This is a genomic window from Beijerinckia sp. 28-YEA-48, from assembly GCF_900104955.1.
Lineage (GTDB): Bacteria > Pseudomonadota > Alphaproteobacteria > Rhizobiales > Beijerinckiaceae > Terripilifer.
On the sequence record NZ_FNSI01000001.1, the window covers coordinates 4,818,466 to 4,842,287 of the forward strand.

The 23,822-nt window shown below is 61.9% G+C and carries 26 protein-coding genes; 13 read left to right on the forward strand and 13 right to left on the reverse strand.

Going from position 1 to position 23,822, the window contains the following annotated elements:
* Positions 1–51: 51 nt before the first annotated feature.
* The 5 genes from BLW50_RS22525 to BLW50_RS22545 all read right to left on the reverse strand — a co-directional run bounded on the left by BLW50_RS22525 (position 52) and on the right by BLW50_RS22545 (position 3,769).
* On the reverse strand, positions 52–537 hold the full coding sequence (locus tag BLW50_RS22525; protein WP_090706848.1) for a disulfide bond formation protein B: 486 nt from the start codon (positions 535–537) through the stop codon (positions 52–54).
* Entirely contained in the window at positions 537–1,118 is a 582-nt protein-coding gene (locus BLW50_RS22530) for a YqaA family protein (RefSeq protein WP_090706851.1), read from the reverse strand. Before BLW50_RS22530 ends, BLW50_RS22525 begins: the two co-directional genes overlap by 1 nt.
* Positions 1,119–1,308: 190 nt before the next feature.
* Positions 1,309–1,902: a DUF2852 domain-containing protein gene (locus BLW50_RS22535; RefSeq protein WP_090706854.1), complete on the reverse strand. Its 594-nt coding sequence runs from the start codon at positions 1,900–1,902 to the stop codon at positions 1,309–1,311.
* A 254-nt stretch (positions 1,903–2,156) separates the two neighbouring features.
* Positions 2,157–2,816 (reverse strand): TetR/AcrR family transcriptional regulator, encoded by a 660-nt coding sequence (locus BLW50_RS22540; protein WP_090706856.1) that lies wholly within the window; start codon positions 2,814–2,816, stop codon positions 2,157–2,159.
* Between the two features lie 5 nt (positions 2,817–2,821).
* Positions 2,822–3,769: a LysR family transcriptional regulator gene (locus tag BLW50_RS22545; RefSeq protein WP_090706858.1), complete on the reverse strand. Its 948-nt coding sequence runs from the start codon at positions 3,767–3,769 to the stop codon at positions 2,822–2,824.
* 114 nt (positions 3,770–3,883) lie between these two features.
* Between BLW50_RS22545 and BLW50_RS22550 the strand changes: the two genes are divergently transcribed.
* A complete protein-coding gene (locus BLW50_RS22550; protein WP_090706860.1) occupies positions 3,884–4,882 on the forward strand; it encodes an NAD-dependent epimerase/dehydratase family protein in 999 nt (332 codons plus the stop codon).
* Positions 4,883–4,936: 54 nt separating this feature from the next.
* Here BLW50_RS22550 and BLW50_RS22555 read toward each other — a convergent pair whose 3' ends face one another.
* The 6 genes from BLW50_RS22555 to BLW50_RS22580 are packed head-to-tail and all read right to left on the reverse strand — an operon-like array spanning position 4,937 to position 11,461.
* Complete coding sequence (locus tag BLW50_RS22555; RefSeq protein ID WP_090706863.1) at positions 4,937–6,385, reverse strand: porin; 1,449 nt, start codon at positions 6,383–6,385, stop codon at positions 4,937–4,939.
* Positions 6,386–6,422: 37 nt separating this feature from the next.
* Positions 6,423–7,790 (reverse strand): MFS transporter, encoded by a 1,368-nt coding sequence (locus BLW50_RS22560; RefSeq protein ID WP_090706865.1) that lies wholly within the window; start codon positions 7,788–7,790, stop codon positions 6,423–6,425.
* A gap of 48 nt (positions 7,791–7,838) precedes the next feature.
* A complete protein-coding gene (locus BLW50_RS22565) occupies positions 7,839–8,825 on the reverse strand; it encodes a TAXI family TRAP transporter solute-binding subunit (RefSeq protein WP_170850299.1) in 987 nt (328 codons plus the stop codon).
* A gap of 5 nt (positions 8,826–8,830) precedes the next feature.
* Positions 8,831–9,163: a non-heme iron oxygenase ferredoxin subunit gene (locus BLW50_RS22570; RefSeq protein WP_090706869.1), complete on the reverse strand. Its 333-nt coding sequence runs from the start codon at positions 9,161–9,163 to the stop codon at positions 8,831–8,833.
* A 15-nt stretch (positions 9,164–9,178) separates the two neighbouring features.
* Positions 9,179–10,534, reverse strand: a complete 1,356-nt coding sequence (locus tag BLW50_RS22575; protein ID WP_090706870.1) for a cupin domain-containing protein — start codon at positions 10,532–10,534, stop codon at positions 9,179–9,181.
* A gap of 12 nt (positions 10,535–10,546) precedes the next feature.
* Positions 10,547–11,461, reverse strand: a complete 915-nt coding sequence (locus tag BLW50_RS22580; RefSeq protein ID WP_090706872.1) for an aromatic ring-hydroxylating dioxygenase subunit alpha — start codon at positions 11,459–11,461, stop codon at positions 10,547–10,549.
* Between the two features lie 637 nt (positions 11,462–12,098).
* Between BLW50_RS22580 and BLW50_RS22590 the strand changes: the two genes are divergently transcribed.
* The 7 genes from BLW50_RS22590 to BLW50_RS22620 all read left to right on the forward strand — a co-directional run bounded on the left by BLW50_RS22590 (position 12,099) and on the right by BLW50_RS22620 (position 18,118).
* On the forward strand, positions 12,099–12,758 hold the full coding sequence (locus tag BLW50_RS22590) for a TetR/AcrR family transcriptional regulator (RefSeq protein ID WP_090706875.1): 660 nt from the start codon (positions 12,099–12,101) through the stop codon (positions 12,756–12,758).
* Between the two features lie 22 nt (positions 12,759–12,780).
* The gene (locus BLW50_RS22595) at positions 12,781–13,779 is read left to right on the forward strand and encodes an MBL fold metallo-hydrolase (RefSeq protein WP_090706878.1); all 999 of its coding nucleotides are present in this window, start codon (positions 12,781–12,783) and stop codon (positions 13,777–13,779) included.
* Between the two features lie 6 nt (positions 13,780–13,785).
* On the forward strand, positions 13,786–14,733 hold the full coding sequence (locus BLW50_RS22600; RefSeq protein WP_090706881.1) for a fumarylacetoacetate hydrolase family protein: 948 nt from the start codon (positions 13,786–13,788) through the stop codon (positions 14,731–14,733).
* 93 nt (positions 14,734–14,826) lie between these two features.
* On the forward strand, positions 14,827–15,759 hold the full coding sequence (locus BLW50_RS22605) for an ABC transporter substrate-binding protein (protein ID WP_090706883.1): 933 nt from the start codon (positions 14,827–14,829) through the stop codon (positions 15,757–15,759).
* 2 nt (positions 15,760–15,761) lie between these two features.
* On the forward strand, positions 15,762–16,583 hold the full coding sequence (locus BLW50_RS22610) for an ABC transporter ATP-binding protein (protein WP_244544356.1): 822 nt from the start codon (positions 15,762–15,764) through the stop codon (positions 16,581–16,583).
* Positions 16,584–16,619: 36 nt separating this feature from the next.
* Positions 16,620–17,357, forward strand: coding sequence for an ABC transporter permease (locus tag BLW50_RS22615; RefSeq protein ID WP_090706885.1), 738 nt, complete (start codon positions 16,620–16,622; stop codon positions 17,355–17,357).
* Positions 17,354–18,118, forward strand: a complete 765-nt coding sequence (locus BLW50_RS22620; protein WP_090706887.1) for an ABC transporter permease — start codon at positions 17,354–17,356, stop codon at positions 18,116–18,118. Before BLW50_RS22615 ends, BLW50_RS22620 begins: the two co-directional genes overlap by 4 nt.
* 1 nt (position 18,119) lies before the next feature.
* On the opposite strand, the gene BLW50_RS22625 is transcribed toward BLW50_RS22620, so the two are convergent.
* Entirely contained in the window at positions 18,120–18,599 is a 480-nt protein-coding gene (locus BLW50_RS22625; protein ID WP_090706890.1) for a MarR family winged helix-turn-helix transcriptional regulator, read from the reverse strand.
* A gap of 253 nt (positions 18,600–18,852) precedes the next feature.
* Here BLW50_RS22625 and rplU point away from each other — a divergent pair, with 253 nt between their 5' ends.
* The 5 genes from rplU to proB all read left to right on the forward strand — a co-directional run bounded on the left by rplU (position 18,853) and on the right by proB (position 22,851).
* Positions 18,853–19,167, forward strand: coding sequence for a 50S ribosomal protein L21 (gene rplU / locus BLW50_RS22630; protein WP_090706892.1), 315 nt, complete (start codon positions 18,853–18,855; stop codon positions 19,165–19,167).
* 128 nt (positions 19,168–19,295) lie between these two features.
* Positions 19,296–19,568 (forward strand): 50S ribosomal protein L27, encoded by a 273-nt coding sequence (rpmA, locus tag BLW50_RS22635; protein WP_090709550.1) that lies wholly within the window; start codon positions 19,296–19,298, stop codon positions 19,566–19,568.
* Between the two features lie 167 nt (positions 19,569–19,735).
* The gene (locus BLW50_RS22640; RefSeq protein ID WP_090706895.1) at positions 19,736–20,344 is read left to right on the forward strand and encodes a GNAT family N-acetyltransferase; all 609 of its coding nucleotides are present in this window, start codon (positions 19,736–19,738) and stop codon (positions 20,342–20,344) included.
* Between the two features lie 185 nt (positions 20,345–20,529).
* The gene (gene obgE / locus BLW50_RS22645) at positions 20,530–21,609 is read left to right on the forward strand and encodes a GTPase ObgE (protein ID WP_090706897.1); all 1,080 of its coding nucleotides are present in this window, start codon (positions 20,530–20,532) and stop codon (positions 21,607–21,609) included.
* 93 nt (positions 21,610–21,702) lie between these two features.
* Positions 21,703–22,851 carry a glutamate 5-kinase gene (proB, locus tag BLW50_RS22650; protein WP_170850413.1) on the forward strand — a complete coding sequence of 383 codons (1,149 nt, stop codon included), beginning with the start codon at positions 21,703–21,705 and terminating at the stop codon, positions 22,849–22,851.
* A 17-nt stretch (positions 22,852–22,868) separates the two neighbouring features.
* On the opposite strand, the gene BLW50_RS22655 is transcribed toward proB, so the two are convergent.
* Positions 22,869–23,621 (reverse strand): superoxide dismutase, encoded by a 753-nt coding sequence (locus BLW50_RS22655; RefSeq protein ID WP_090706901.1) that lies wholly within the window; start codon positions 23,619–23,621, stop codon positions 22,869–22,871.
* Positions 23,622–23,822 lie beyond the last annotated feature (201 nt).

Below are 23,822 nucleotides of genomic sequence, written 5' to 3' on the forward strand. Positions count from 1 at the left end.
GGATCGCACCTGAGGTGCGTCCGGAATGACACCAAGGTTGAGGCTTGCTTCCTACGCGCGTCTGATGGTGCGCGCCGCCAGCGCCGTAAGCACCACCGAGATCACCGCGTTCCAGCCCGCCAGCGACAGGCCGAGGATGCGAATGGCGACGGCGTCGCAACGCACCACTTTGGTGGTTTCGAGCTGGCGCATGAAATCGCTCATGTCGGAGGCTTTCTGCGGGATCGCGCCGGTACAGCCGGTCGGGCCTTCCCAGAAACCCCATTCGACGCCGGCGTGATAGGCGCCGAAAATGGCGCTGCCGATGAAGATCAGAGTCAGCAGCATGAACAGCAGTTTCGCGACCGGCGATGGCTTGCCCGACAGGGTGCTGGCCACGGTCAACGCCGCCACGGGCACGCCGATGTAATAGGCCCAGCGCTGCTGCAAGCAGAGTTCGCACGGCAGATAGCCGGCGTATTCGAAAATCCAGGCGCCGGCGATGGTGGCGAAGGCGATGGCGAAAATAGCCAAAGCGATGCGAAAGGGAGAGAGCATCAGAGCACCTTTATGGCTAACCAAAAGCCCAGCACGACAAAAGCGATGATGACCACCATGAAGACACCAAAATGGCGGTCGAGCAAGGCGCGGGCCTGATCGCCGTAGCGATGCAGCAGGCCCGCGACAATGAAGAAGCGGGCGCCGCGTGTGATCAGACACAGCAGCACGAACAGCAGGAAATTATATTCGAGCAGGCCGCTGACGATGGTGACGAGCTTGAAGGGAATGGGCGTTGCGCCCTTCACCAGAATGAAAGCCCAGCCCCATTGGGCGTAGAAGGCGCGCAGGGCGTCGACCTTGTCGGTATAGCCATAGAGATTCATCAGCCATTGGCCGACGGTCTCGTAGAGCAGATAGCCGATGCCATAACCGACGATGGCGCCGAGCACGGAGGCGATGGTGCAGACGGCGGCGTAATAGTAGGCCTTCTCCGGCTTGGCCAGCGCCATCGGCACCAGCACCACGTCGGGCGGAATCGGAAAGAAGGAGGATTCCGCGAAGGAGATCGCCGCCAGCGCCGGCGTGGCGCGCGGCGATGCGGCGAGAGAGAGCGTCCAGTCGTACAAGCGTTTGAACATGGGCCCCGAGATCAGCGGCGGGAATCAGCACGGAAGATGATTGTTGGCAAAGGCCTAGCCGGCCGCTGGCGCGGCAGCAAGCCGTGGAGTTACAGGCACCGGCGATCCCGCATGATCGTGATCCGCGTTTGAACGAAAAATGCCGTGGCGGTTGGCCGCCACGGCATCGATATTGGGGAGGATTTAGGCCTTACTGGGGCTGGCCGTTGCCGTCCGATTTACGATCGTCGAAGGGCTTCCATCCACTTTCGCCACGGGCCTGGGAGTCTGAGCGTTCGCGCTTGAAGCGTTCGAACTCTTCGCGGTCGCGGGCCATGCGCAGATGGGCGAGATATTCACCGAATTCACGCTGAGCTGCCTCAAGTTTGCGACGTTCTTCCTCGATCCGCTCGAGTTCGGCTGAGCGCCATTCGTCGAAGGCCTGGTTGCCGGTCCGGTCCGAACCGCGACTCCAATTCGGGCCACCGCCGAAACCACCGTTGCCACCTTCCCGATTGCCGAACTGCCAGGGACCACGCCAATTGGCTCGAGCCTTCTCGCGCGCTTCATCGAAGCGCATATTGGCGAAACCGACCAAATCACCCGGTTGGCCCGACCTCTTCTGCCAGATTTTCAGCATCAGAATCGCCAGGCCGATCGGCCAGAACACGATGAAACCAAGGATCATCGCGACCAACTCGAGCGGGCGCCACGGCACCCGGTTGTAATTTCCACGTTTCCAGTCACAGCGGCCGCGGCGACCCTGGCCGCGATCGTTTTCCGCCCATTCCGCAGTCGCACTCATTTCCGCTCTCCATGTCGGCCGCTATGGCCTAATGTAAATGTAACGTACATTAACATGAGGCCCGAGTCCATGGCCCGCAAGAGGGCCGGCGAAAATTTCAGGCGGGGGGACCGATTTGGTCCGTCTGGGCACCTGAATATCCGGCGAGATTGAGGACTCGGGAAGAGGTGGGGGCTGCGCCGGGCCGTGCAAGACGGCGGGCGCGGACGAGCACATATTTAATGTGAGCTAAAGCTTGGTCGTGAACGCGATTGTTAGCGCGACCAAGGGCCCTTGCGGGCGGTGCGGCGGATGGCGCCCTCGACCAGGCTCTGGGCGGCGGCTTCCAGGATCGCCGCCGGATTGGCGCCGGTGCGGACCGGATCCAGATGGCCGGACAGCATCAGCATGGCCAGGCCGTGGGAGAGCGACCAGATTTCGAAAGCCAGCGCCTTAGCGCCGTCGCGTGGCGCGCCGTTGTGGTCGAGCACGCTGGCGCAGGCTTGGCGGATGCTTTCCAGCGCCCGGTCGGCGGCGGCGCCTGGCTCCGGCGCGTTCAGGGTTTGCACATTGCCGAACATTGAGGCGTAGAGGCCGGGCTCCTCCCGGGCAAACTCCAGATAGGCGGCGCCCATGCGGTGGAACGCCACCTCCGGTGACGGCTTGCCGCCGTCCCAGGCGGCATCGAGCTTTTTGACGAATTGTTCGAAACCGCGTTTGGCCAATTCTTCGATCAGCGCGCCGCGATCGGCGAAATGGCGATAGGGTGCTGCGGGGGTCACGCCGACGAGTTTCGCCGCCTCGGCCAGGGTGAAGCCGGAGGGGCCGCGCTCGGCCGCCAAATGGCGCGCCGCTTCCAACAGGGCCTCCTTGAGATGGCCGTGGTGGTAGCCGCGCCGTTCGCCGCCAAAGAATCCTGGGCCGAAAGTGTGCATGGCGCCTACATAGGCATGATTGCGGCGGACGGCGAATCCGGACTGGACGCGCTGGATTCTGTGTCCGGCTTAATAGAACGGCTCATCCCCTCGACCAGGGCGTCGAACACCGCCCGGCAGCGTGGGCTCGTACTGAGATCTTCGTGCATGACGATCCAGACTCCCATTTCGAGTGCAAAGTCGTTGGCCAGCACGCGGACCAGATCGGGATTGCGCGCCGCCAAGGGAATCTGGCACCCGCCGATGCCGAAGCCGCAACGGATCGCCGCGAGTTGGGCGAGGTCGCTGTCGGCGCGCAGCGCGAAAGACGATCGGTTCAAGGTCGGAACAGATTGTAGAAACGCGCGCAGCGCCGGTGTCTCGCGATCGAAGCCGATGCAATCGTGCTGCGCCAGATCGGCCATCGACGTCGGCACGCCACGTCGGGCGAGATAGCTGCGATGGGCATAAAGCCCCAGGCCGATGCTGGCGAGCCGTTTTGCCACAAGCGCGTCCTGCACCGGCTCAACCATGCGCACGGCGATATCGGCGTCGCCGCGCAACAGATCACCAACCGCATTGGAGAGCACCAGTTCGATCACGAGCTGGGGGTGGAGCTCGCGCAACCTGGCGAGGATGGGCGGCAGATGCTCGGCGCCGACGACTTCGCTGGCAGTGATCCGGACTGTCCCTCGCACCGTCTGGCCGTGACCCGATGCGGTGCGCATGAGCGCCGTCGCCGTTGCGGCCAGGGTTTGCGCATAGGGTTTGAGTTCGAGGGCCGCGTCGGTGGCGATCAATCCCCGTTGCGAGCGCAGAAACAGGCCGCAGCCGGTGGCCGCCTCAAGCGTATCGATGTGCCGGGCGATGGTCGGCTGGGTCAGCCCGAGCAAGCGCGCCGCGCCCGACAGGGAGCCTTCCTCGAGGACGGCCAGAAAACTGCGATAGAGATCCCAGCTTGGATCGGCGTTCATATATTTTCGTATATCATATCCAGATATTTCAGCAATTTTGTTTTATAGGCGCTTGGCCCATCCTCTCCCCATGGTTCATCCGGGTGGTTTCATCCAAGTGGTGGAGTGACGGCTATGCAGAACAAAATCGCACTGGTTCTTGGCGCAACGGGGGGTATTGGCGGGGAAGTCTCCCGCCGTCTCAAACTGCGGGGCTGGACGGTGCGCGCCCTGCACCGGAAGCCCGAACAGATTAACAGGCGTGGCGAGATTCACTGGCTTCGCGGTGACGCCATGGTGGCTGGCGATGTTCTGGCCGCAGCCGAGGGGGTGTCGCTGGTGGTGCATGCGGTCAATCCGCCGGGCTATCGGAATTGGGGCGAGCTGGTTCTGCCGATGCTCGACAATACGCTGGCCGCAGCGCGGCAGTCCGGAGCCCGCATTCTCTTGCCAGGCACCGTCTATAATTACGGGCCTGACGTTCTGCCGCTCATCGATGAACAGTCACTGCAAAATCCGCAGACCCGGAAAGGCAAAATCCGCGTCGAGATGGAAACCCGCTTGCAAGCGGCCGCTGCAGCGGGGGATGTCAAAGCCCTCATTGTGCGCGCCGGCGATTTCTTCGGGCCGCAGGCCGCCAACAATTGGTTCTCGCAAGGGCTGGTGAAGCCGGGTCAGCCGGTTCGTTCGATTTCCTATCCGGGCCGGCCAGGTGTCGGACATCAATGGGCCTATCTGCCTGACGTGGCCGAGACCATGGTGCGCCTGGTCGAACACGATGGTCTCGCCGATTTCGCGCGCTTTCATATGGAAGGGCACTGGGACCACGATGGCCGCCAGATGATCGACGCCATTGCGCGCGTGGTCTCCAAGCCCGACATCCGTGTCAGCCGGCTTCCCTGGCTGGCCTTGGCCTTGGCGTCGCCGTTCGTGCCGCTGTTCCGGGAACTCATCGAGATGAAATACCTCTGGCAAATGCCGGTGCGCATGCAGAACGGCCGCTTGTTGGCCGCGCTCGGGGCCGAGCCGCATACGCCGCTCGATGCGGCGGTGCAGGCGACACTGGCGGGCTTGGGCTGCATGGACGCGGGAGAGACCCGTCAGGCGACGGGTCAGAAGAACGTTCTGGCTTAGAAAAAACGCCGCCGGATTACGGCGGCGTTGTCGTTGGCAGATGATGTTGGCCGATTAGAACGTCCGCTCGGCGCGCACACGCGCTGTCCAATTGCTCGGGCTGACTTGAGCCAGCGTGCCAAGGCCAACTGGCGCCGACAGCGGTAGGCTCTGGTTCAATTTGGCGTAGGACAGTTCGACGCCGAGGTCGAAATTGCGCACCGGCGACCAAACCAACTGGCCGGCCACATTCCACAGACGCGCCTTCGATAGACCGCCCTGTGACCAGGCGGTGTTCTGGGTGATGCTGCCAGGTGTGACCTGCACGTAAGTGCCGATGAAGTTCGAGCGCAGCGACGGTGTCCAATAGTGGGTGAAGATCGCGGTTGCGCCAAAGGCTTTCGTTTGCTCTGCGCCGCCGGCCGTACACGCCGCATTGATGCAATACAGCGTGACGTTGCGGTCGACGCGCAGGAAGCCACCGAGGAAGTTCGTCGTCATCGCGAAGTTGGCATTGAGGCCCAAGCCATAAATGTAATCGAGCGCACCGACGCCGTAGTTGGCGAAGAACTGCACGTGATCACCGGCCGCGATCATCGGCAGCAGGATGCGGGCGCCAGCACCGACGGCCCAACCGGTGCGACGGATTTGTGGACCAGCATTGCCGACCACCGCGAGCGGTGCATTGCCGAAGGTGGCGGTGTTTTCCTGCAGCATGGCCGAGACCATCGCGGTGCCCCACGCCTGATCGACACGCAGGTTGCCGATGAGCGAAGGCAGACGCTGGGCGACGGGGCCAGCGGTCGCGGCGGTCGCGGTGAACGGATTGGCGCCGAGCGTGTTGGCGGCAGCCGTCAAGAGTTCGTCGCCGCGATTTTCCAGGGCCAGACTGGCCGAGAAACCATTGCCGAACGTGAGGGTGTAGGCGAGCTGGCGGACGCCGTTGGGGAAGCCGCCATTATAGAGCGAGTGATATTGATAGGGCGGCAGCAGGAAGAAGTTGGACGCGGCCTGACCGACGGTGAATCCGGCGAAGCGGATGTAGGCCGCTTCGATGGTGGCAGTGTTGTTATTGCCAGCTGCAAAGACACTCGAGGCATAGCCAAAGGGCGCGTTGGCGAGACCCGAGCCTGCCATGAGACGCAAAGCGAAGACGGTCTGCACCGTGCCCCACGCCGACTGCGTGCGGGCATCCATGTTGACGATACCGCGCGCGAACCAACCGTTCTGATCAACGCCGTTCGAGCTGATGAATGTGCCGGCCGGTGTTGCGGCGCTGGCGGTCGAGCGATGCACGACGGCATTTTTTGCTGGTGTGTACCAGGCTTCAATGCGGACGCGGCCGCCAACCTTCAAACAGGTGTCCGTGCCGGGGATCCAATAGAACCCCGTGCCATAGGCATCGCAAACCCGAACATATTCGACGGGGGCGGCTTTGCGCGAAGGCAAATCCGCGCCGTAAGCCATGGCGATAGGCAAAAGAATAGCGCCGGCGCTCAAGAGCGCCGTTTTGGTATGCTTCATAGTCCCCCTCCTCTTGAAAAAACTTGGAAGTCGGTGCTTAGGCCGGTGTGTGTTCCTGGGCCGGAGCGCGTTCGTTGGCGCCCGACACGGGGCGGGCGCGCAATGCGTAGAAGATCAGGCAGAGAATGGCGGTGACGATGTAGGGGATCGCCATAGCGATGCTCATGCCGCCCAGCGAGAGCTCCGACATGAGATGCCCACCGATGATCGGCCCGACGATGGCGCCAACGCGTCCGGCGCCGCTGGCGAGGCCGACGCCATTGCTCCTGATCGCCGTCGGATAGAACGAGGCAACAAGGCCATTCAACGAATTGTGCGCGGCGACCGCAAACGACATGGCAATGACGATGAGACTGACAACCATGGTTGTTGTCAGATCGGCCATGCTGAGGCTGAGCAGCGCGAGCGTGGTGATGATGACGGCCGCCAGGGTGGCGAGCCAGCCCAAAGAATCGATGACACGCGCCAACAGAAGTTGCGCGGCGAGGCCGCAGAACCCGGCATAGGCAAAAGCCAGCGAAGCGTGGGCTGGAGAAGCGCCGCCACGCTCGACGAGTACCGGTATCCAACTCGCCAGCGTGATGAAGGTGAGGGCCTCGGTGAAATAGATCGCCCAGAGCAATGGCGTAATGGTCGCCAGCCGGCCTTGAAACAGGTCGGCCAGCGCGACACGCGCTTTAGCTGGCTCGGCATCGAGAATGAATTGCGTCTGCGGCCCCACCGCGACATCGGGCGCGAGACGACGTAGGGTCTGACGCAGTTCGTCCGACTGCGGCTTCTTCAACGCGAGAAAACGGACCGATTCCGGCAAGATGAAATAAAGCAGAACGCTGAGCAGAAGGCCTATCGTGCCGACGACAATAAAGATCGAAGGCCAGCCGGCGCGGGGGATGAGCAAGGCCGCGACCGCGCCTATCGTGCCGGGCCCAAGGGAATAGCCAATTTGCGCAAGAAGCACAGAGCTGCCGCGCAAGCGTTTTGGAGCACCCTCGGTGATGAGCGAGATGACAAGAGGGAGGACGCCGCCGATGCCAATGCAAGTGAGGAAGCGCAGGATCAGGAGATGTTCGAAGGAATTGGCGAAGGTCGTTGCAAGCGCCGGTAGACTGTAGGCCAGCACGCCGCCGATGATGCAATTGCGGCGGCCGTAAATGTCGCCAAGTCTCCCGAAAATGAGCGCGCCTGTGAGCATGCCAAGATTACCGGCGCCAAAAATCGTGCCTATTGCCTTCGGGTCGAGCTGCCAGTCGCGCAAGATCGACGGTGCGGCGACAATCATCGCGGCGAAATCCATGCCGTCGACAAATAAAGTAACGAAGCAGAGGATGAAGATGCCGATATGCGTGCGGTTGATCTTCATGTCGTCGAGCAAGGGCCCGATGTGAATGGTCTGTCTGGCGTCCATGAAATTCCTCCCCGGATTTCTTCGTAAAACTCTCGGCTTTCGCTGCGTCTATGGTTGTTTTGTTAAATGCCCCGCTTCGCGGAAGTAGCGTTCAGCGCCCGGATGCAGCGGGATTGGCGTGCGGCAAGCGGCCTTCGGATCGATCGGATAATTGACCGGGCTGCGTTCCGAAGGGATGTGCGCGTATTGCCGCGACAGGCCCTCGTAGCGTTCGACGAGGCTCCAGGCCATGGCATAAGCGACATCGTCAGGCAGGTCGGTCGTTGTCAGCAGGATGAAGTCGGAGAAGTCGAGGAACTCGCTTTCGACGTCGAGGCCGGGCTGGTAGTTCGCCGGCAGGGTAGCGCTGGTCCAGCCATAGGTACGCTGCAGCTGTTCCTTCGTCGCTGCTTCGATCGGCAGATAGAACAGATCGACCTGGCGCGCCATGTTGTGCCAGAACTCGCTCATCACCGCTTCCATGATGATGGCGTCGGCACGGCCGGCGATCATGTCGCGGAAGCAGTCGATCGGCTCGTCGCGCTCCAAATAGCGACCGCCCCAGCTTTCCAGCGTGGTTCGCGGAATGCCGGCGGTGTGCATGAAGGTCTGCGTCATCATGCCGATGGGATTGGTGCCATCGTCGCGCGCGGCGATGATCTTGAGTGGCGGTTGCTTGGCGCGCAGATCAGCAAAGCTGCGAATGTCGTGTTCGCGCCGGATCGCCAAGATGAGGCGGTCATTCTGTGGCACGAGACCCAGGGCGCGCAGATGCGGAAAGGCTTCGTCGGCGCTGAAGCCAGTGCCCTCGAAGGGCATTCTCGCGCAGCAGGCTGGCGTCATGATGGCGACATCGATCTCGCCACGGCCGACGGCGCGCGCTGCATCCATGCCGCCGGTGCTATTCCAGATGGCGAAGCGAAACTGCGGCCCGGCGAGACGGCCAAGTTCATAGCCGAGCCAACCCATGACGCGATGCAGATTGGCGCGGCCCCAGTCGCCCATGAAATGCAGGGTGGGTGGGTTGTCGAGAGATGGCGGCGGTATTTTGGTCATCACCGTCATGCGGGTAGACCGACTGGCAAGCCGACGAGTACGTCTTCGCCGTCGACGCGGACGGGGAAGGTTTTCAGATCGTGCGTGCAGGGCGCGGCCACGGCCTTGCCAGTGCGGATCTCGAAGGCGCCGCCGTGATAGGGGCATTCGATGATCTCGCCTTCCACATAGCCCTCCGCCATACGCGCATAGGCATGGGTGCAGATGCCGGCGGTGGCATAGAAATCCTCGCCGAGGCGATAGATCGCCAGCAGAGTGGCGCCGACCTGGGCCTCGCGCATATCGCCATCGTCGAGATCGGCGGTGGAGGCGACACGGTGGTAAGTAAGTTCGCTCATCGATTTTCTCTGCACTCAGGCAACAACGGGAACGGGCGTGGATGCTTTGGCGGCGGCCTCAGCCATGGTCTTGCGCGCCTGAACGACGATATGGGTGCGGCGGCGATAATCGGCCCAACCCCAGTATTGCGTCGGAAACGGCGCGTTGACATGGCCGCAACTCTTGCAGGTGCGTAGCGACGGATCGCGGTTGGTCAGTTCGAACATCCAGGCGTCCTGGGAGATGGTCGGTAGGCCGAGAAGCACCGGATCGTCGGTCTCGATCGCGTCGGGGAAGACATGGGCATCATAGGGGTGGCGATGCAGCTCCGTGTCGCAATTGGCGCAGACGATGGAGACGGCCTCGCGCTGCGGCGTGTCGATTGCCTGGCGCTGGGTGATGACGGCGATGGCGATCATGTCGGCGCGGTCGCCATTGCCCGGCCGTTCGCCGACTCCGTGCTTGTCGCCGGCGTGATCGTCATCCGGGGCGTGCTTGTCGCCGACGCCGTGATGCAGCGGGCCGACGAAGACTTGGCCCGGCGCGCGGAAGGTGCTGCGCGCGCCGAAACAGACATTGACCTCCTGCTGGGTGTTCTCGTGCAGGAAATAGCCCATGCCGCCTTTGAATTCGGGATCGTGCATGGCGGTGCAGGGCACGATGCAGCCGGCGCCGAGATAGGGGAACAATGGATTGAGTTGCGTCGTCGCGGAGCGCACGGCGTCATAGACATTGACGCGCAGGGGTTCGGTATGGGTCGGCGGCGTGCGGAAGGTGCGATCGGCGCGCGGCTTGGCTTCAAACGACAGGCCACGCTTGGCGGCGCGTTCGCGTTCAGCCTTCTCGGAGGCGCGGATGTCTTCAGCCAGCGCCTGCCAGTTGAACCGGGAGAGATCTATAGGCGGCAACACCGTGCCGCTGGCCGGGCACGTCCGCATCGATGGCGTCGCATTAAAGAGCGTGCAGGCGCGCTGATAGGCTTCCTGCGGCAGCTCGGTGGCGCAATCCCAGGTGACGCGGCTGATCTCCTTGCCGGTCGCTTCGGAAAACCAGGCAACCGCTTCGAGGCCGGGATCGTCGGCCTTGTAGCGCAGATGCACGGAGGTTTCGCGCGGCATCAGGCGATGCGGCGTGCCGCCAGGCACATAGACGAAATCGCCGAGCACGAGATCGAAATAATTGACCGAAGCGTTGCGGAATTCGATCCGCGCCGACCCCGACATCTGCACGAGGACGCAATCATGCTCGCAGATCAGGAAGAAGGGCTGTGCCACTTCGTTGCGGCTGAGATGGAGTTGCGGATCGATGCCGAGTTCGAGGATCGGCATTTCATCGAAATTGCCGCGGCTGGCGGCTTCAGCAAAAAGATCGGCGCGATTCTTGCGGCGCATGTCGTTTCCCCTTTAATTTCCCTGTGCGTGGCCCGTGGCGTCTTGCCCGCTCTGCTCGATCAGCCGCGCAAGGGCCCGGCGCGCTTGGACGGCGCCGACGTCGATCGAGAGCAGCACCGGCTTGAGTGACCAGAAATCGGAGGTTCCCATATTGCGCTGCTGCGCTTCGATCATGGGCTTGTCCTCCGTCGTGAAGGCGTGCCGGATGACGGCCGCTTGCTTGGCCGTGAATTCGGCATTGTCCTGTTCGTAGTTACGGACCGCGCCGTAGAAGTAGTGCGTCGAGAATTCGGACTCCGGCGTCATGATGTGTGCCGAATTGGATTCGAACCAATTCTCCAAAGGCTCGCCGGCCGGTGCGACTTGCGCGCGAAGCAACATCACCGCCGGAGGCAACCATCGAACTTGCAGGCGCACGTGGGCCGGTTGTCCGGGCTTGGGGAGCCGTCTGTCGAATATGGGGAGCGCGACATCGTTGGGTGCATCCCAGGTGACGCTGATCATGGAGCCGTCCCGCTCCAGTCTGGGCGCGCTGCGCGTCATGGCGCCGCCACCCAGCGTGTCGGGATGGAGGAAGTCGGCGTGGCTGAGGTCCAGAATATTATCTGTCAGCAGTTCGTAGTGGGCTGCGGTTGGAAGGTGTCCGCCATGGAACCCGGCGTCGTTGACGTTATCGAAGCAGGAAAAGTCGGGGACGGCCGACACATTTGCTTCGGCTGCGTCGCCAAGCCAGATCCAAACGATCCGGTGTTTCACCGTAACGGCGATCGGGCGATGGCCGGCAGCGTTGGAGCGGCCGTTTCCTGCACCTTCGGCTGCGAGAGCGACCACGATCGGTTCGTCAGCAATCACGCGCGTGATCGAGGGCGCCGCGTCGAACTCCTTGGCCCAAGCGAACATGTACCAGCAATTGCGCAGCACTCTCATGCGACGCCTCCATCCTGCTCTATGCCGACAAAAATCTGACCGTCGCGCTGCTCCACAGGGTAGGCCGTTACTTTCGACAGGGACGGGATCGCACCGTCGCCATGGGGATTGAACACGCAGCGGCCGTGATGGCCGAACCTGAGGCCGTGATACGGGCACTGGATCGTCCCATCGACCACCTTGCCCAGGCTCAGAGGTGCGAAACGATGCGGGCAGCGATCTCGCAGGGGCTGTCACCCCCGCCGCGCTTCTGACGATCACAACGGGAATGTCGGACACGATCTTTGGGACGGGCTGTTCGATCGGGATCTCGTTCAAGGGACCGACTGGATGCCACGCAATCACCGGCTCGCCCTCCGCTCGAGGATCGGCATTTCATCGCAATTGCGGCGGCCTGAAGCCTTGGCAAATAGGGCAGCCCGGTTCTTGCGGCGCATATCACTCCCTCCGGCGTTTCTTCGGCCAGCGCAGGTGTCATCGCATATATGACAGAATGCTGTCAAGATGACAGTGAAGAGCTTTTCAGGGCCGCCTGGTTCCGAACTCCCCAGCCAAGGCCAAGTCCGTTGTTTTCGACTCGTTTCGACCTTGCCTGCCGGCCATTGACCGGCGGCGCGTTCTGAGCCAGATTTTGAACATGTGTTCAAAACGAGTGTTCAATGCCCGGCCCAATCCGACCCGCCACGCGATTGCGGAATCGGCGTTGCGGCTGTTCGCGGAGCGCGGGGTGGAGAACACGACCATGCGCCAGATCGTCGATGCCGCCGGCATCAGCCTGGGCACGGTCAATTTCCACTACGGTTCCAAGCTTGGGCTGGCGCAGGAGGTGCTGGAGCGCCTCTCCAAGGAGGTGCGCGATGCCCGTTTTGCTGAATATGACGCGCTGGAAGCGGCAGCCGGCGACAAGCCGGTCGACCTTCGCGATCTGTTTCGCGCGCTGATCCGGCCCTATGTCGAGGGCGACGAACATGCCCGCCTGCTCGTCATCTATATTTTGCAACAGCTCAAGCTTGCCAGCGTCGGCAAGCCGGAACTGACCACGGCCAGCATCATCACCTATTTCGACGAGGTGGCGCATCGCACCGTGCAGATGGCCAAGAAGGCCCGCCCACATCTGTCGGATGCGGATATCTGGTGGCGCTATTCGCTTGGCCTGGGCGCGGTCTTGTCGGCGGTGTCCGATTGCGGCCCCAACAACCGGCTGGCGCGACTGTCGGAGGGCATGGCCGATGCCTCGGATCGCCAGAAGCTGGTCGAGGAAAGCATCAAATTCTGGGTGAAGGGGTTCGACACTTAAAGCAAGATCGAGGGAGGAGCGTGTGAGCAAGTGGGAATATACGAAAGGTCTGCATGACCTGGGGCACGGCAACCATGCTTATCTGTTGCCGGATGGTGGTTGGGGCTGGAGCAACGCCGGCCTGATCGTCGATGGCGACCAGAATCTGCTCGTCGACACCCTGTTCGATCTTAAGCTCACCCAGGAGATGCTCGATGTCATGCGCGATGCCGTGCCGGCGGCGCGCAAGATCAAAACGCTGGTCAACACCCATGCCAATGGCGACCACACCTTCGGCAACCAGCTGATCACCGATGCTGAGATCATCACGACGAAGGAAACCGCCGAGGAAATGTTCGATCGGCAGCCTCACGTCGTCGCGGAATGGAAGCGCAATTACAAACAATTGGGCGAAGGCGCGGCCTTTCTCTACGAGGTCATGGGCCAGCATTTCGCTTGGGAGGACGTGCGTTATACGGCGCCCACCAAGACCTTCACGGGCAATCTCGATCTGAAGGTCGGCGATAAAGAGGTCAAACTCATCTATGCGGGCCCGGCGCACACCAAGGGCGACACCTTGGTCTTCGTGCCGCAGGACAAAATTTTGTATGCCGGCGACCTGCTCTTTGTTGGCGGGCATCCGGTGATCTGGGCCGGTCCCATCGGCAATTGGATCAAGGCCTGCGATCTCATTCTCGGGCTTGACGTCGATATCATCGTGCCAGGTCACGGACCGGTCGCCGACAAGGCGGCGGTGCGGAGCTTCAAGAGCTATCTCGAATATATCTACGCCGAGGCGCGCAAGCTCTATGACGCCGGCGTCGATCGTTACACGGCAGCGACGATGATCAAGATGGATCCCTATCTCGATTGGCTTGATTCCGAGCGCATCGTCATCAACGTCGCCTCGCTCTATCGGGAGTTTGGCTCAACCGAGCCGGTGGTTCCACTTGAGCTGTGGGCCAGCATGGCGCGTTTTCACAAAGCCGGGCTTTGCAACTGCAGCCATTTCCATCGCGGCTTCAAAGCCGAAGGCGTGTGAGGTTCCATGAAGCTCGTCACTTTCCTCACGCCGAAAGGCGAACAGCATATCGGCGCACTTGGCGTTGATGAAAGCACCATCGTCGATTTCTCCGCCACCGACCCTTCGCTGCATTTCCGCGACATGCTGGCGCTGATCGATGGTGGCGATCGGGCGCTTGATGCGGCGCGGAAGATGCGCGAAAGCGCTCGCTCCGTGGTCGTCTCCGCCGCGCAGCAAAGGTTGCTGGCGCCGGTGCCGGAGCCGCGCCAGATGCGTGACTGCCTGTGTTTCGAGAAACATCTGCGGCAAGCGCGCGCGTCGCGCATGCGGCGCGACGATCCGACATCAACGGTTACCCCGGCGGACATCAAGGTCGCCGACGTCTGGTACAAGCAGCCGATCTATTACAAATGCAATCGCTTCAGTGTCGTGGGCCCTGAAGCCGACGTGGAATGGCCGAGCTATTCCTCCATGCTCGATTACGAGATGGAATTTTGCGTCTTCACCGGCAAGGGCGGCAAGAACATCGCGCGCGACAAGGCGCGCGAGCACATCTTTGGCTATTCGATCTTCAACGATGTCAGCGCGCGGGATGCGCAAGCCGAGGAAATGGCCGGCATGCTGGGCCCCGCCAAGGGCAAGGATTTCGACACCGGCAATGTGATCGGCCCCTGGCTCGTCACCGCCGACGAAGTCGCCGATCCCTATAACCTCACCATGACGGTGCGGGTGAATGGCGAGCAGCGCTCCAGCGGCAATAGCGGCGAGATGCATCATAAATTCGAAGACATACTTGCGCATGTCTCGAAACATGAAACAATCCGGGCGGGAGAGTTCTTCGGCTCGGGAACGGTCGGTGGCGGTTGCGCCCTCGAAATCGGCGGGTTCCTGAATGTGGGGGATGTTGTCGAACTGGAAGTGACGGGACTTGGCGTTCTGCGCAACAGGATCGTCGCGCCGAAAATGCACTGAGCCAAATTGTTCCGAGAATAAACTGGCTGACGATGCATGAAGTGATGAAGCATGAATTGACGTTCTGATTTTGAACACCGGGGAGGGAGAACCATGTTCAAACGCATTTTGTCTTACGCGGGTGTGGGTGGCATAGCGCTGGCATTGATGAGCGGCGCTATGGCTGCAACAAAAATCAAGCTGGGATATTCGGCCTCGACGGCTTTCGCCAATGCCTATGTGGCGGCCGATCAGGGGCTTTTCGCCAAGCACGGCCTCGATGTCGAAATGATACTCGTGCCCAATTCCTCGACGACGCCAGCGGCGCTGATCGCCGACAGTCTGCAGATTGGGCCGCCGACAGCGCCGGTTACTTTGCAGGCGATGGAGAACGGTCTTGATCTCGTCATTCTGGGTGGTGGCGGCATCACTGATCGCAACGCCAGCGAAGTTGGCGTGCTGGCGCGCGAAGGCTCAGGCATCAAGACGGCCAAGGATTTCGAAGGCAAGAAGGTTGGCACGCCTGGCCTGAACGCCTTCTTGCACGTGATGTTTCGCGAATGGATGACGCGCAACGGGGCCGATTGGAAGAAGACCACTTTCGTTGAATCGCCATTCGCGCAGCTCGGCGACGTGATGAAGGCCGGTCAGGTCGACGCCGTCGTCACGGGCGACCCGTTCAAGACGCGCGCGCTGGAAGCGAAGCAAGGTTATCTCGTCGCCAACTATGTCAGTGACATGGGCGATGGCATCGCCACCGGCTGGTTTGTCGCGTCGCGCAAATGGGCGACGCAGAACAAGGAAGCCGCCAAGGCCTTCCAGACCGCGCTGAACGAGGCGACCGCGCTTGCCAAGAAAGATCCGGCCGTCCTGCGCAAAGCGATCGGCGCTTATATCAAGCTGCCGGAAGGGGTGTTGGCGCAGGTGCAATTGCCGGCGCTGCAGCCTGATGTCACGCCGGAGCAGATCAATGATTGGTCGAAAATCTGCGTCAGCCAGGGATTGACCAAGAAGCCGACCGATCCGGCGCGGGTTCTGTGGAAATGACCATGGTGCAGATGAAACCGGTGGAGCTGCAGCGGGCGGAGACGTGTCAAAGCCCGCTGTTGTCGATCGAGAACGTCAGTTTCTCCGTGCCCGTGGCACAGGGGAAGCTGACGATCCTGCAGAATATCTCGCTTGAAGTGCGGCAGGGCGAGTTCGTCTCGATCATCGGCGGCTCGGGTTGCGGCAAGACCACTTTGCTGCGGCTGATCGGTGGCCTTAATCAGCCGACCGAAGGCCGGCTAATGTTCGATGGTGCGCCGATCGATCGCCCGTCGCGCCGCCGCGCCGTGGTCTTCCAGGACTACAGCAAGGCGTTGTTGCCGTGGCGGACGGTGACGAGCAATGTGCAACTGGCGCTCGATACCGATCCGACGCCGCGCGATGCGGCGACGAAGAAGCAGATCATCGAACGGCTGCTGGCTCAGGTCGGCCTCGCCGAAGCGGCGGATCGCTATCCACGCCAATTGTCGGGCGGCATGCAGCAGCGTTTGCAAATCGCCCGCTGTCTGGCGCTGGAACCGAAGATGCTCTTGATGGACGAGCCGTTCGGCGCGCTCGATGCGATGACGCGCCAGACCTTGCAGGACGAGATCGCCAAACTGGCCAAGGAAACCGGCATGACGGTGATCTTTATCACCCATGACATCGAGGAAGCGATTTATCTTGGCGATCGGGTCTGCGCCATGGAAAGCCGCCCGGGCCGGATCTCGGCCGTGCTCGACATCGATCTGAAACGGCCGCGCGACCAGCTGACGACGCGCGAGGACGAGCAGTTCCTGCGCTATCGCCATGAGCTGTTCGAGTATCTGCCCAGGAAGCATTGAAATATTCAAACATTGAAACATTGACGGAAGGCTTGGATGCGCGCGCTCGTATTGCCCGTCTCACTGTTGCTGTTGTGGGAGTTCGTCGGTCGGTTTGGGATCATCCAATCCGACATGATGTCCTATCCGAGCGCCGTGATGGTGGCGGGCGCTGCCGCGTTGATGGACGGCAGCATGCTAATGGCGACGCAGCAGACTATCGCCAGCGCGCTGATCGGCCTTCTGATCGGTGGTGGCATCGGCATCGCGCTGGGCGCCTGGTTTGGCATGTCCGATGTGGCCAGCCGGCTCGGGCGTTTTTCGGTGGAGGCGGTACGGCCGATTCCTTCGGTGGCCCTTATCCCGCTCGCCATGCTGGTGTTCGGCTTCGGCTACGGCATGACGATTTCCGTCGTTGCCTTCGCTTGTATCTGGCCAGCGCTGATCATCACCCAGGCGGCGGTGAAGCAAGTGCCGCGCGAATTGCTTGAAGTGGCGCGTGGGCTCGAACTCGGCTGGGTGCGGCGCCTGTTCACTATTGTCCTGCCGGATGTGGTGCCCAATCTCTTCACCGCCTTACGCCTTGCGGCTGGTGTCGCCTTGATCGTCGCCGTGACGGTTGAGATCACCGGCAATCCGCAGGGGCTCGGTTATGCGCTGATCGTTGCGCAGGAAACGCTGCATCCCGATCGTATGTTCGCCTATCTGATCTGGATCGGCCTGATCGGTTGGCTGCTGAACTTCGGGCTGTTGCAGGCGCAACGCCGGCTCTTCACGCGTTGGGATTTGGCATGACCGCGCGCGCCTTCTTCCTCAACATCGGCAGTATCGTCGTCTTGCTGCTGCTGCTCGCCTTGTGGCAGTTCGTTGCCGTGACCGATCTGGTCTCGCGTGTATTCCTGCCGCCGGTCAGCGATGCGTTCGACGCCTTGTGGCGGCAGGTGGATGATGGGTCGTTGGTGCAGGCCATTCTCGGCACGACCGGCCGCATGCTGGTCGGCTTCGCCTTCGCCGTCATCGTCGGTTGTGGCTTTGGCCTGTTGATCGGCCTGTCGGCGACCGCGCGCGCCTATATCGAGCCGAGTCTGGAATTCTTGCGGCCGCTGCCGGCTTCGGCGATCATTCCGGTGGCGATCCTGCTGCTCGGCCTGACCAAGACGATGATCATTTTCGTCATCGCCTTCGGTTCGCTGTGGCCGATCCTGCTGGCCACCATTCAGGGGGTGAAATCGGTGGAGCCGCGCCTTTTCGAAATGGCGCGCAGCATGGAGCTGTCGCCACGGGAGGTCATTATCTCCATCGTCCTGCCGAGCGCCGTGCCGGATATTTTCGCCGGTGTGCGATTGGGGCTGACGGTTTCGCTGATACTAGCTGTGATCACCGAGATGATGTCGGCGGAGGTGGGGCTGGGCGCCAACATCCTGCACGCGGCGCGGTCCTTCAACAGTCCGGATCTGTTTGCCGGCGTCATCACCCTGGGCCTGCTCGGCCTCGTCATTAATGCGTTCATGGAAACGGCGCAGCGCCGCCTGACGCGCTGGCAGCAGGATTATTGAACTACCGCGCCGGCTTGCGGCCAGGCTTTTCCGCGTCCAGCGCCTGGCGAAAGCCGCGCAGGGTGCTGAGGGAGGTCTGCAGGTCCATGGTGGCGAGGCGGCCACCCAGTTCATTGGCCCAGGTGGTCTGGCGGACCTGCAGCTGCCGGCGGATGTCGACGCCCTTTTCGGTCAATTTGACCAGTTTGGCGCGCTGGTGGTCCGGGTTGTCGAGGAAAACCGCATAGCCGCTGTCCACCAGCCAGTCGACCAGGCGCTGCACGCTCTGGCGGGTCAGGCTCATATGGCGGGCGAGCTGGGCGACCGATCGGAGGCCGCTGCCGGCCGCGCCGAGCACCTGCCAGCGGGCGCTGGTGAAGCCGAGATCGCGGGACATGCGGTCGCCATCGGCGATCAGCTGGGCGTTGACCAGGAATATTGTCTGGATCAGCTCGGTGACAGCCGCGCCATTGGGGGTGTGGGAGGGGGGCGAGTCGGACATTGTCGCTCAGATCATAAGGATTCGGCCGGTTCCGTCGAGCCGCTAGGCGGGCTAGAGGCCGAAATCAGCGCCGAAAAGTTTGACAGGGCGGCGTTCTTGCGCTTATAGAAGCCCCGTTCCAGCGCGGCGAAGGCCGCGTTTTTCGCATTTTGCCGTTTGGCGGTCCGAAAATCGGGACATTTTCGCTGGTTAGACCCTGCAAAGAAGCCGGCCGCGATCCTCGCAGAGCCGGGAATGAACACGGAGAAAAACGATGTTCGCAGTGATCAAGACCGGTGGCAAACAGTATAAGGTTGCCGCCGACGATGTGATTACCGTGATGTTGCTGGCCGGAGCGGTTGGCGACAAGGTGACGTTCGGTGACGTTCTGATGAGCGTCGACGGAGACAAGACGAATTTTGGCGCACCGTTCCTGAGCGGCGCCCAGGTGTCCGGCGAGATCGTCGGGCAAGAGCGTGGTGAGAAGGTCATCGCCTTCAAGAAGCGCCGCCGCAAGAACTCGAAGCGCAAGCGTGGCCACCGTCAGGATCTGACCCTGGTCAAGATCACGGGCATCTCCCTGAGCTAATTTAGCTCCTCGGCGATTCCCTTTCCCATGTGTTTCGGGTATGGTGCCTGAATACACAGTTTCATCTGAGGCGGCGCCCCGGTTTTACCTTGGCGGCGCGCCTGACAGAAGCAGGTTCGGAGCAGGTTATGGCTCATAAAAAGGCAGGCGGCTCGTCCCGTAACGGTCGCGATTCAGACGGACGCCGTCTTGGCGTGAAGAAGTTTGGCGGCCAGGCAGTCCTGGGCGGCAACATTATCGTGCGTCAGCGCGGCACCAAGTGGCATCCCGGCGTCAACGTTGGCATCGGCAAGGACCATACGTTGTTTGCGCTCTGTGAGGGCACGGTTGCTTTCGTTTCGAAAGGCAAACGAGCTTACATCAACGTACTTGCGGCCCAAAAACTGCAAGCCGCCGAATAGGTGAAGGTCAGCGAAGGACTTCACCGGCTCCAAATCCCGGTGGACCGTCCTTCAGGGAAGACCTGAAATCCAGTCCAAGGCCAAAGTGGCCAAGCCAGGGGAAATGGGGCTCCATTTCCCCTTCGCGTTTTTGGGCGCGGAGGCGCCCGTTGGACGGGAGAACGGGTATGTTCCCGGATTTGCTACGCGACGACATTTTCCGGCTCGAAACCAAGCGTTTGTGGCTCCGTTGGCCGCGAATTGCCGATTCGGCTGCGATTGTACGCCTAGCCGGGGACAAAGACGTCGCGCAAATGACGGCGCGCATCCCTCATCCCTATCCGCAGGGCGCGGCCGACCGCTGGATTTTCGAGAGCCGGGTGGGCAATGCCCAGGGCAGCGCCGTCGTTCTGGCGATGACGTTGAAGGAAAAGCCCGGCGAGCTGATTGGCGTCATCGGCGTGCATCAGACGCGCTCCGGGCGGGCCTTGCTTGGCTATTGGCTCGGGAAGTCCTTCTGGGGCCAGGGGCTGATGACCGAGGCGACGCAGACTTTGGTCGATCTGGCCTTCCGCACCAGCGAGGTCGAGAAGATCGAAACGCATGCACGGGTCGATAATCCACGCTCGTGCGGCGTGCTGCTCAATGCCGGCTTCGTCGTCGAAGGCGAAAAGCCGGTGGATATGGCCGAGCGCGGTGGGGTGTTCGTCTGCCGGTATTTCGGTCTTGACCGGGAAGCTTGGCAGGCGCGCCAGACGGCGCCGCTGGCTTCGGGCGATTTGCGCGTCGCCTGCTAGTTTTACCTGCCCGACGGGTGGGTTTTAGGGTTATAGAGGTTCGCAGCCGCGGCTAGGGCAAATGCGTTTCGATGGAAACGCATTTGTCCTGGATTTTTGTTTTGACGCGTCTTTGTGGCGTTTGATTATGTCAAACTGCAAAACGCTATGGACGTCGCGGCTGTGGTTGTTTGTGGAACAGGGCGATGAAATTTCTCGATCAGGCGAAAATCTATATCCGCTCGGGCGATGGCGGCGGCGGATGCGTCTCGTTCCGGCGCGAGAAGTTCATAGAGTTCGGCGGTCCTGACGGCGGCGATGGCGGCCGTGGCGGCGATGTGATCGTCGAGTGCGTCGATGGCCTCAACACGCTCATCGACTATCGCTACCAGCAGCATTTCAAGGCCAAGACCGGCGTGCACGGCATGGGCCGCAATCGCGCCGGCGGCAAGGGCGCCGATGTGACCCTGAAACTGCCGGTCGGCACGCAGATTTTCGAGGAAGACAATGAAACGCTGATCGCCGATCTCACCGAGGTCGGCCAGAGCTTCGTCATCGCCAAGGGCGGCAATGGCGGCTTCGGCAATCTGCATTTCACCACCTCGACCAATCGTTCGCCGCGCCGCGCCAATCCGGGTCTGCCGGGTCAAGAAATGACGATCTGGTTGCGCCTGAAGCTGATCGCCGATGCCGGCCTCGTCGGCCTGCCCAATGCCGGCAAGTCGACCTTCCTGGCCACTGTCTCGGCGGCGAAGCCGAAGATCGCCGACTATCCCTTCACCACCTTGCATCCGGGGCTTGGCGTCGTGCGCGTCGATGAGCGCGAATTCGTGCTCGCCGATATCCCCGGCCTGATCGAGGGCGCGCATGAAGGCCTTGGCCTCGGCGATCGTTTCCTTGGTCATGTCGAGCGCTGCCGCGTCCTGCTGCATCTGGTCGATGCCGGCTGCGAACATGCGGGCAAATCCTACAAGATTATTCGTGGCGAACTCGAAGCCTATGGCGGCGGGCTCGAGGACAAGCTTGAAATCGTTGCCTTGTCGAAGACCGACACGGTCGATGCGGACACGCTGAAACAGCAGGCTGAACGGTTGAAGCGCGCCATCCGCTCGGCGGGGCCGGCGCGGGCCGAAGGCGTGAAGGCGCAGCCGTTGCTTCTGCTTTCGGCGGCGACAAGCACCGGCGTCACCGAGGTTTTGCGCGCGCTGTATAAGCAGATCGGCGTCGTGCGCGCCGCCGATCCCGAGGCCGCGGCGTCACGCGAACCGACTTGGCAGCCGCTGTAAGCTATTCACAGTCTACTGGGTGAAGGATCAAACCCGAGAAACAGTGGTTATCGTTTCTTTACGTTCCATTGGCATTACGGTCCCGTGACAACCATTCCGCACCTCGTCTCGTTTCGCCGCATCGTCGTCAAGGTCGGCTCGTCATTGCTCGTCGATCAGAGCAAGGGCGAAGGGGAAGGGGCTGTGCGCCGCGACTGGCTAGAGGCGCTGGCGCATGATCTCAGCGAATTGCATCGCAACGGCAAGGATGTGCTCGTCGTCTCCTCGGGGTCGATCGCGCTGGGGCGCACGATCCTGAAACTGCCGCGTGGTCCGCTGCGGCTGGAAGACAGCCAGGCGGCGGCGGCGGTGGGACAGATCGCACTGGCGCGCACTTGGTCGGAAGTGTTGTCGTCACGCGGCATCACGGCGGGGCAGATTCTCGTCACCCTCAACGATACCGAAGAACGCCGCCGCTATCTCAACGCGCGCGAGACGATTGGGCGCCTGCTCGAGATGCGCGCCATCCCGGTCATCAACGAAAACGATACGGTGGCCACCACCGAAATCCGCTATGGCGACAATGATCGTCTGGCGGCGCGTGTCGCCACCATGGCCAGCGCCGATCTCCTGGTGCTGCTCTCCGACATCGACGGGCTCTACACGGCGCCGCCGCATCTCGATCCGAACGCGCAACTGATTCCCGTCGTGCCGCGGGTGACGGCGCAGATCGAGGCCATGGCTGGCGGTGCGGCGTCTGAATTCTCGCGCGGCGGCATGTTCACCAAGGTCGAAGCGGCGAAGATCGCCACCACCGGCGGCACCCATATGGTGATCGCCGATGGGCGCATCGAACATCCGATCGCCCATGTGGCGGCGGGCGGTCGCTGCACCTGGTTTCTGACGCCGTCCAATCCGGTGACATCGCGCAAGAAATGGATCGCCGGTTCGCTCGAACCGCGTGGCACGGTGCATGTGGATGCGGGTGCCGCCCGCGCCTTGAAACGCGGCTCCAGTCTGCTGCCGGCCGGTGTTACGCGCGTCGAGGGCGCTTTCGCGCGCGGGGACTGCATCATCATCCGCGACGAACAGGGCGCTGAACTCGGGCGCGGCCTCATCGCCTATGATGCGGCGGAAGCCGGCCAGCTCGTCGGGCGCAATTCGAAGGATATCGAAAGCGTGCTCGGCGTGCCGGGGCGCGCCGAGATGATCCATCGCGATGACATGGCGCTCGCCGGCGACGTCTCGCTCGACGAGGCCTAGCGCTTAGCCCTAGGCCTTTATCCCTTGGCCTTGGCGTAATTGTCGGCTGCCTTGTCCCAGTTCACCACGTTCCACCAGGCGGTCAGGTAATCGGGCCGGCGGTTCTGGTATTTCAGATAATAGGCGTGTTCCCAGACATCGACGCCAAGCACGACGGCGCGGGCGCCGAGATCCCACGGCGTGTCCTGATTGGCGGTCGAAATCACTTTCAGCGCACCGTCCTTGTCGACGATCAGCCAGGCCCAGCCGGAGCCGAAGCGCGATGTTGCGGCCGCATTCATGGCCTGTTTCATCTTGGCGACATCGCCGAAAGTGGCATCGATGCCGGAGCGCAGTTTGTCTTGCGGCTCCTTGGTGCCGCCGGGCGCTATCAATTCCCAGAAGTAGCTGTGGTTCCAATGGCCGCCGAGATTGTTGCGCACGGCGGTGCGTTCCTTTTCGGGCACTTTGTTGAGATCCTGCAGGATCTCGATCACCGGGATTTTGGCGATCTCCGGCCAGCGTTCGGCCACAGCATTGATGCCGTTCACATAGGCCTGATGATGGCGCGTGTAATGAATGTCCATGGTCATTGCGTCGATGTTCGGTTCGAGCGCGTTGAAGGCAAAGCCCAGTTTGGGGAGGTGGAATGGCCCGTTCGGCGATGTGGCGACCGGCGCCGGCGATTGCGAGTTGACCTGTGCTTGCGCCGATCGTGGCAGCAGCGATTGAGCAAACGCCAGCGCTGCGGCGCCGACGGAGGACTGGAGAAGGGTGCGACGCGCATACATGGGACGTCTCCTGGGGAGTGTTGCGGCGGGAATGTAAGGCCCAAAATGTAAAGCAATTGAGGCCGGATTTGGTTTCAGCTTTTTCCGCAACGGGCCCGCAGCTTAGCGAAGGCCAGGAAAGCTGCCAATTGCTCGATCCTATCGACCTTCGTCGCCATGTGTTTCCCGCCTTGACGATGATCGCGTGTTGGCCGAAGTCTC

Bases quoted from the DNA above. Each gene is read 5' to 3' on its own strand.
- BLW50_RS22525 (WP_090706848.1), bottom strand. From the start codon at position 537: ATGCTCTCTCCCTTTCGCATCGCTTTGGCTATTTTCGCCATCGCCTTC.
- BLW50_RS22530 (WP_090706851.1), bottom strand. From the start codon at position 1,118: ATGTTCAAACGCTTGTACGACTGGACGCTCTCTCTCGCCGCATCGCCG.
- BLW50_RS22535 (WP_090706854.1), bottom strand. From the start codon at position 1,902: ATGAGTGCGACTGCGGAATGGGCGGAAAACGATCGCGGCCAGGGTCGC.
- BLW50_RS22540 (WP_090706856.1), bottom strand. From the start codon at position 2,816: ATGCACACTTTCGGCCCAGGATTCTTTGGCGGCGAACGGCGCGGCTAC.
- BLW50_RS22545 (WP_090706858.1), bottom strand. From the start codon at position 3,769: ATGAACGCCGATCCAAGCTGGGATCTCTATCGCAGTTTTCTGGCCGTC.
- BLW50_RS22550 (WP_090706860.1), top strand. From the start codon at position 3,884: ATGCAGAACAAAATCGCACTGGTTCTTGGCGCAACGGGGGGTATTGGC.
- BLW50_RS22555 (WP_090706863.1), bottom strand. From the start codon at position 6,385: ATGAAGCATACCAAAACGGCGCTCTTGAGCGCCGGCGCTATTCTTTTG.
- BLW50_RS22560 (WP_090706865.1), bottom strand. From the start codon at position 7,790: ATGGACGCCAGACAGACCATTCACATCGGGCCCTTGCTCGACGACATG.
- BLW50_RS22565 (WP_170850299.1), bottom strand. From the start codon at position 8,825: ATGACCAAAATACCGCCGCCATCTCTCGACAACCCACCCACCCTGCAT.
- BLW50_RS22570 (WP_090706869.1), bottom strand. From the start codon at position 9,163: ATGAGCGAACTTACTTACCACCGTGTCGCCTCCACCGCCGATCTCGAC.
- BLW50_RS22575 (WP_090706870.1), bottom strand. From the start codon at position 10,534: ATGCGCCGCAAGAATCGCGCCGATCTTTTTGCTGAAGCCGCCAGCCGC.
- BLW50_RS22580 (WP_090706872.1), bottom strand. From the start codon at position 11,461: ATGAGAGTGCTGCGCAATTGCTGGTACATGTTCGCTTGGGCCAAGGAG.
- BLW50_RS22590 (WP_090706875.1), top strand. From the start codon at position 12,099: ATGTGTTCAAAACGAGTGTTCAATGCCCGGCCCAATCCGACCCGCCAC.
- BLW50_RS22600 (WP_090706881.1), top strand. From the start codon at position 13,786: ATGAAGCTCGTCACTTTCCTCACGCCGAAAGGCGAACAGCATATCGGC.
- BLW50_RS22605 (WP_090706883.1), top strand. From the start codon at position 14,827: ATGTTCAAACGCATTTTGTCTTACGCGGGTGTGGGTGGCATAGCGCTG.
- BLW50_RS22610 (WP_244544356.1), top strand. From the start codon at position 15,762: ATGGTGCAGATGAAACCGGTGGAGCTGCAGCGGGCGGAGACGTGTCAA.
- BLW50_RS22615 (WP_090706885.1), top strand. From the start codon at position 16,620: ATGCGCGCGCTCGTATTGCCCGTCTCACTGTTGCTGTTGTGGGAGTTC.
- BLW50_RS22620 (WP_090706887.1), top strand. From the start codon at position 17,354: ATGACCGCGCGCGCCTTCTTCCTCAACATCGGCAGTATCGTCGTCTTG.
- BLW50_RS22625 (WP_090706890.1), bottom strand. From the start codon at position 18,599: ATGTCCGACTCGCCCCCCTCCCACACCCCCAATGGCGCGGCTGTCACC.
- rplU (WP_090706892.1), top strand. From the start codon at position 18,853: ATGTTCGCAGTGATCAAGACCGGTGGCAAACAGTATAAGGTTGCCGCC.
- rpmA (WP_090709550.1), top strand. From the start codon at position 19,296: ATGGCTCATAAAAAGGCAGGCGGCTCGTCCCGTAACGGTCGCGATTCA.
- BLW50_RS22640 (WP_090706895.1), top strand. From the start codon at position 19,736: ATGTTCCCGGATTTGCTACGCGACGACATTTTCCGGCTCGAAACCAAG.
- obgE (WP_090706897.1), top strand. From the start codon at position 20,530: ATGAAATTTCTCGATCAGGCGAAAATCTATATCCGCTCGGGCGATGGC.
- BLW50_RS22655 (WP_090706901.1), bottom strand. From the start codon at position 23,621: ATGTATGCGCGTCGCACCCTTCTCCAGTCCTCCGTCGGCGCCGCAGCG.